7 protein-coding genes are annotated in these 5,840 nt (G+C 70.7%); 4 read left to right on the top strand and 3 right to left on the bottom strand.

Annotated features, from left to right (window positions below; all coding sequences use genetic code 11):
* A partial coding sequence (locus FHG89_RS00690; protein WP_139581944.1) for an endo-1,4-beta-xylanase occupies positions 1 to 323 on the bottom strand: 323 nt, incomplete at its 3' end.
* A gap of 606 nt (positions 324 to 929) precedes the next feature.
* Here FHG89_RS00690 and FHG89_RS00685 point away from each other — a divergent pair.
* Positions 930 to 1,811, top strand: coding sequence for a fructosamine kinase family protein (locus FHG89_RS00685; RefSeq protein WP_139581942.1), 882 nt, complete (start codon positions 930 to 932; stop codon positions 1,809 to 1,811).
* 110 nt (positions 1,812 to 1,921) lie between these two features.
* Here FHG89_RS00685 and FHG89_RS00680 read toward each other — a convergent pair whose 3' ends face one another.
* The gene (locus FHG89_RS00680; protein ID WP_139581940.1) at positions 1,922 to 2,845 is read right to left on the bottom strand and encodes an oxidoreductase; all 924 of its coding nucleotides are present in this window, start codon (positions 2,843 to 2,845) and stop codon (positions 1,922 to 1,924) included.
* 86 nt (positions 2,846 to 2,931) lie between these two features.
* Here FHG89_RS00680 and FHG89_RS00675 point away from each other — a divergent pair, with 86 nt between their 5' ends.
* Together FHG89_RS00675 and rox are read left to right on the top strand one after the other, a co-directional pair.
* Positions 2,932 to 3,345 (top strand): MerR family transcriptional regulator, encoded by a 414-nt coding sequence (locus FHG89_RS00675; protein ID WP_244295062.1) that lies wholly within the window; start codon positions 2,932 to 2,934, stop codon positions 3,343 to 3,345.
* A 166-nt stretch (positions 3,346 to 3,511) separates the two neighbouring features.
* The gene (rox, locus tag FHG89_RS00670) at positions 3,512 to 4,975 is read left to right on the top strand and encodes a rifampin monooxygenase (RefSeq protein WP_139581937.1); all 1,464 of its coding nucleotides are present in this window, start codon (positions 3,512 to 3,514) and stop codon (positions 4,973 to 4,975) included.
* 9 nt (positions 4,976 to 4,984) lie between these two features.
* Here rox and FHG89_RS00665 read toward each other — a convergent pair whose 3' ends face one another.
* On the bottom strand, positions 4,985 to 5,350 hold the full coding sequence (locus tag FHG89_RS00665; protein WP_139581935.1) for a DNA polymerase ligase N-terminal domain-containing protein: 366 nt from the start codon (positions 5,348 to 5,350) through the stop codon (positions 4,985 to 4,987).
* 119 nt (positions 5,351 to 5,469) lie between these two features.
* Here FHG89_RS00665 and FHG89_RS00660 point away from each other — a divergent pair, with 119 nt between their 5' ends.
* Positions 5,470 to 5,823, top strand: coding sequence for a hypothetical protein (locus tag FHG89_RS00660; RefSeq protein WP_139581934.1), 354 nt, complete (start codon positions 5,470 to 5,472; stop codon positions 5,821 to 5,823).
* The last annotated feature ends 17 nt before the right edge of the window (positions 5,824 to 5,840 follow it).

Below are 5,840 nucleotides of genomic sequence, written 5' to 3'. Positions count from 1 at the left end.
ACACTCATACCATTGGCGCGAGCGTGACTCACCAAACGGTCACCACCGGTGTAGCTGAACCGCCCCTGCTGCGGCTCGGTGGCGTCCCACTTCATCTCGTTCTCGGCCACGACACTGTTGAACTCGCGGTTCAGGATGCCGACGTACGTGCCGTCGGAGAGCTTGCCCGTCGCGACGGCGGCGCCGAAGTAGCGGCCCTTCTCGGCCGCCGATGCCCCGAGGGTCGTCCCGGCACTGGCCATCGGGGCCAGCGCCATCGTCATGCCCGCGGTCAGGGCGACCGCGAGGGTCGCCGTCGCCAGCAGCGTTCTCTTGGGTCTCATGTTGTTCCTTCTCGGTGGTTGCATCGGTGGTGGTGATGTGCCACTTCACCCAGGACCGGAAGAAGTCGTTCGGTGCGGCCGAACGCTCGCTGGACCGAGGAATTCGGGACGGTCATCCTGGCCATCTCGCACTGACGCACGCGGTCCGGCGGGTTGTCGCCGGCGACTGCGGAGAGCCCTGAGGCGACGTCCACATGCCCAGGGGGACGCCGTGCTCCGAGGTGCGATCGGCGGGGCTCGCCCGGTGAGCTACCGGCGCCGTCGTCCTCTCCATCGAGAGTGAGCGATAACATGCTGTTCGTCAAGATGTAACGAACGACCCGTATCGATCCCCCGGACATGGTCGCTTTCCCGCACCGAACCTCGCTCCCCGTCGCCGGGTCGTACCGCCGGCACCTGCGTACCGGCCTTGTTATCGCTCACAGGTGAGGCGCCGGTCAGGACCTCGGGTCGGCGCGGCGGGTGGTGCTGAACCGGCGCTGGTGGGCGGCGGGACTGATCGACAACTTCCGGGCGAAGACCCGGTGGGCCCGATACGGTGACCTCCTCGACGGCCGGTGCCCGTCGCGGCCCCACAGGCACCCGGGAGCAGAGGAGGCCATCCTGATGCGCTCGACGACGTTGCTGCGGGAACGCCTGCTCCGCGCGGGGATGCGTGGGGTCGTCACAGTGGAGCCGGCGTCGGGCGGGCTCGCGGCGCTCGCCGGCACCGCCACGCGACGGGACGGGCCGCCGGTGTTCGTCAAGGCCTTCGCCGAGGCGCCGGGCGACGACGTCTTCGTCGCGGAGGCCGAAGGGCTGGCCGCGATGCGTGAACTGGGCAGGGTGGCGACTCCGGACGTGATCCTGGCCGAGCACGAACTGCTCGTGCTGTCCCTGCTGGAGCCCAGGCCGCGCAGCGAGGCCTTCTGGGAGCGGTTCGCGCACGAGTTGGCCCGCATGCACATGGGCACGATCCATCCCCGCTTCGGATGGCACCACGACAACTGGCTGGGCCGCCGCCGGCAGATCAACACCTGGAATGACGACGGCTTCGCGTTCTTCGCGCAGCATCGGCTGCTCCGGTGGCTCGGGCAGCCTCGCGTCGAGGCGGCACTGGACGCCGCAGACCGGGCCGCGCTGGAGCGGCTGTGTCACCGGCTGCCCGACCTGCTGCCGGACCGGCCGGCGTGTCTGACGCACGGCGACCTGTGGGCGCAGAACATCCTTGCCACCCCGGACGGACGGCCCGCGCTGATCGACCCGGCCGTGTCCTACACATGGGCCGAGGTCGACCTCGCCCACGTGTGGTCCACCTCGCCCCCGCCGGAGGCGCAGCGGTTCTTCGAGGTCTATGCAGAGCTGACCTCGCTGGACGGTGACTGGCGGGCTCGCATGCCTGTTGTCCAACTACGCCAGCACCTCGCCGTGCTGGCCCAGTTCGACGACGACTGGGGCGCGGCCGATCACATCCGGGCCACCCTCGCCCCGTTCCGGAAGCGGACCTGACCAGCGCTCGACGGCGGGGCGCCGCGATCCCCACGACCACCGGCCTCCGTCCGGTCACGCGCGCGGCGCGTGGGCCGGCCGCACGGGTCTGGCGGTGCGCCAGGGGCGCGTCAACCCCGGCCGATGAGGTCGAGGCCGGTCAGGTCCGCCGAGAGCGACCAGAGACGGGCCGCGTCGCCGCTGTCGGTGGGGGCGCTCCCGGCGATCCGGCAGTCCACGCAGTAGTCGCCGCCGTTCGCGGCGAGCCGCGGTGACGTGGCGGCCCACACCTGCGTCGCCGCGCCCTGCTCGGCCGTCTTGAACAGGCCCGGTCGGGGCGTCCCGTCCGCATCGATCCAGCCGGCGGCGACCATCTCCTCGACGGCGAGGTGTCGTTGCAGACCGGTGAGGATCCAGCCGGGGTCGACCGAGAAGGCGCGGACGCCGTGCGGCCTGCCGAGCAGGTCGAGGTGGCGCGCGAACAGGATGTTCGCGAGCTTCGACTGGGTGTACGCCTCCCACTTGTCGTAGCCGCTTTCGAACTGCACGTCGTCCCAGCGGATACGCCAGGTCGGGTTGCGCCCGGAGCTGACCGAGACGACACGGGCCGCGCCGGCGGTGGTGAGCGCGGGCCACAGCAGGTTCGTCAACGCGTGGTGGCCGAGGTGGTTGGTCGCGAAGTGCGCTTCCCAACCGGGCCCCACCCGGGTCAGCGGGCAGGCCATGATCCCGGCGCTCGTGATGAGGATGTCCAGGGCGCGATGCCTGCTCAGGAAGCGTTCGGCGAACGCGTGGACCGAGTCGAGGTCGGCGAGGTCGAGTTCGTCGACCTCGACCCCGGTCACACCGGTGAGCGCCTGCCGCGCGGCGTCCGGCCGCCGTGCTGGTACGACGACCTGACCGCCGGCCCGGGCGAGGGCGAGGGTCGTGGCGAGACCGAGGCCGGAGGATCCACCCGTGACGACAGCGGTCGTGCCGGTGAGGTCGATTCCGGCGAGGACGTCTCCGGCCGTGCTGTGGGCGCCGAACGGCGTGTGGGTCGTGTGACTGGTCATGCCGCGGACGCTAGGTGCTGGACCGAGGTCTAGGTCAACGGACTACGGTCGACAATGTGGCGGACCGGGACCTGAGCATCGGACAGGTGGCGCAGCGTACGGGGTTGAGCGTGCACACCCTGCGGCTCTACGAGCGAAGGGGACTGTTGGCCAGCGACGTGCGGCGCGACGCGTCCGGCAGGCGGGTCTACAGCGCCTGGGACGTCGAGTGGCTGGCGAACTGCGTGAGGTTCCGGGCCTCCGGCATGCCGCTCACGACGATCGGCCGCCTGGCCCAGCTCGTCCGCGAGGGCGACGGCAACGAGGTCGAACGGCTCCAGCTGCTGCGCGAGCATCGACACCGCGTCACCGAGCAGCTCGCGCAGCTGCGCGACTGTCTCGACCTCATAGACACCAAGGTGACCAGCTACGAACGGCACCTCGCCGCCGGCGCCACCGGGGACCCCTGGCAGCAGCAACCCCCGTCGACGCCGGACGAGCACACCCACCAGGTCGCCTGACGCGCGCGGCGCTCCCGGCGCCAGGGCCGGACCGAGAAACAACAAAGGCAAGGAGGGGAACTCCTTGCCACTTTCAACATATACCGCATACCGGGGCTTGTGGCAAGACCCCGGTTGTGACGCACAATCGTCGGCCGACGCGAAATCGGCAGACATGGGGAGATGCGTGTTCGACGTGATCATCGTCGGTGGCGGGCCGACCGGAATGATGCTGGCCAGCGAATTGCGGCTGCGGGGCGTCACCGTGCTCGTGGTGGAGAGAGAGGCGGAACCGCCGCCGTTCGTGCGGTCGCTCGGGCTGCACGTGCGCAGCATCGAGGTGATGGATCAGCGAGGCCTGTTGGAGCGTTTCCTGGAGAACGGTAAGCAGTATCCGATCACCGCCGGCGGCGTTCGAGGATTCTTCGCGGGAATCGAGAAGCCCGCTCCGGCCGGTCTGGACACCGCCCACGGGTACGTACTCGGCATCGCGCAGACGCTCACCGACCGACTGCTCGCCGAGCACGCGGCCGACGTCGGCGCCGAGATCCGGCGCGGTGGTGCGGTGGTCGGGCTGGAGCAGGACGACGACGGGGTGACCGTGCACGTCGCCGATGGAAGCCCGACGGCGTTGCGGGCCCGGTATGTCGTCGGCTGCGACGGTGGGCGCAGCACGGTTCGGAAACTGGTCGGCATCGGATTCCCCGGTGAGCCGTCGAAGATCGACACCCTGCTGGGCGAGATGGAGGTGACAGCGCCTCTGGACGAGATCACCGCGGTGATGACCGAGGTACGCAGGACCGAAAAGCGGTTCGGTGTCGGCCCCTCCGGTCGGCCGGGGGTGTTCCGGGCGGTCGTGCCGGCGGAGGGCGTGGCCGAGGACCGCTCGGTGCCGCCGACGTTCGAGGAGTTCACGCGGCAGTTGCGCAGGTACGCCGGCACCGACTTCGGCGCGCACTCCCCCCGCTGGCTGTCGCGCTTCGGCGACGCGACCCGGCAGGCCGAACGCTACCGGTCCGGCCGGGTGTTTCTGGCCGGGGACGCCGCGCACGTCCACCCGCCGATGGGCGGGCAGGGGCTCAACCTCGGGATCCAGGACGCGTTCAACCTGGGCTGGAAGCTCGCCGCGGCCGTCGACGGCTGGGCGCCGGACGACCTGCTGGACAGCTACGAGTCGGAGCGGCATCCGGTGGCCGCCGACGTGCTGGACAACACCCGCGCCCAGATGGAGCTGACGACCAACGAGCCCGGGCCGCAGGCGGTCCGGCGGCTGGTGGCGCAGCTCATGGACTTCGAGGACGTCAACCGGTTCCTCATCGAGAAGGTCACGGCGATCGGCATCCGGTACGACTTCGGGGCGGGTCACGCCCTGCTGGGGCGGCGGCTGCGCGACGTCCGGTTGAAGCACGGGCGCCTGTTCGAGCTGATGCGTACCGGCAGCGGGCTGCTGCTCGACCAGACGGGGCGGCTGTCGGTGGACGGCTGGGCGGACCGGGTCGACCACGTCGTCGACACCAGCGAGGAACTGGACGTGCCAGCGGTGCTGCTTCGGCCGGACGGGCACGTCGCGTGGATCGGCGAGGACCAGCCGACGCTCACCATCGCGTTGACGAGGTGGTTCGGCGCCGAAGGTGCCGCTGCGCCGGTCTGAGGAGCGCTTCTATCCACGCCCGTCCGGTGGCTGCTCCTTCGTCAGGTGGAGCAGCCACCCCTCGCCGGTCCGGATGAGCGCGTACCGCCGACGGCCGGTGCGGCCGTGCAACGTGAACAGCATTCTGCGGTCGGTACGGTCGTGCTCCTCCCAGGTGCCGATGTCGGCGATCGACTTGTCGGCGTCCTCGTAGGTCAGATGGTCGAGGTGGTGGTCGGGCACGGCGATCGCCAGCCTGTTGTCGCGGGGACTGGCCGGCAGACCACGTGGCACCGCCCAGGAACGCAGCACACCGTTCTCCTCGAGCCGCAGGTCGAAGTGCGGTCGTGGTTTGCGATGGTGGTGCAGGACGAAGGCAGGTGCCACGCTCGCCATTGTCGGCGATCGTCGGCCCTCGCGCCTGTCGCTTGATGCTCAAGCCGGGACGGGCGGCTGCCGCCCGGAGACATCGATGAATGGGTGTAGCCCTCGTTCGCCGGGGGCAAGAACCGTTCATGGGTGTCGCCGGCCTCCGCCTGATGCGGCTGAGGTACTGCCTGCCGGCGGCGGCGCTCGGCGCGGCCGTGGGCGCCGACCCCGCCCACGCCGACCCGCTGCCCCTGCCGACCAGCCCTCCACCGGCGCGAGCCGCCACCTCCCCGACGATCCTCACGACGCCGCTGGCCGTCCCCCTGCCGCTGCCCTCGGCCGTTCCACTGCGCCCTGCCGTTCCGCTGCCGCCGACCACCGCTCTGGTGCCGACGTCGGTCAAGCCACCCATCGCGGTACCGACCCGGCCCAGGGCACGGCCGGCGCGCTCGTCGCCCGCCGCACCCGTCCCCCCGGGCCTGTCGCTTATACACATCTGACGCTGCCGACGATAAGG

It is taken from the genome of Micromonospora orduensis (genome assembly GCF_006228125.1).
GTDB lineage: Bacteria > Actinomycetota > Actinomycetes > Mycobacteriales > Micromonosporaceae > Micromonospora > Micromonospora orduensis.
The sequence above is the reverse complement of the archived record's forward strand: the minus strand, read 5'-3'. Positions and strand labels throughout refer to the sequence as shown.

Bases quoted from the DNA above. Each gene is read 5' to 3' on its own strand.
- FHG89_RS00685 (WP_139581942.1), top strand. From the start codon at position 930: ATGCGCTCGACGACGTTGCTGCGGGAACGCCTGCTCCGCGCGGGGATG.
- FHG89_RS00680 (WP_139581940.1), bottom strand. From the start codon at position 2,845: ATGACCAGTCACACGACCCACACGCCGTTCGGCGCCCACAGCACGGCC.
- FHG89_RS00665 (WP_139581935.1), bottom strand. From the start codon at position 5,350: ATGGCGAGCGTGGCACCTGCCTTCGTCCTGCACCACCATCGCAAACCA.
- FHG89_RS00660 (WP_139581934.1), top strand. From the start codon at position 5,470: ATGGGTGTCGCCGGCCTCCGCCTGATGCGGCTGAGGTACTGCCTGCCG.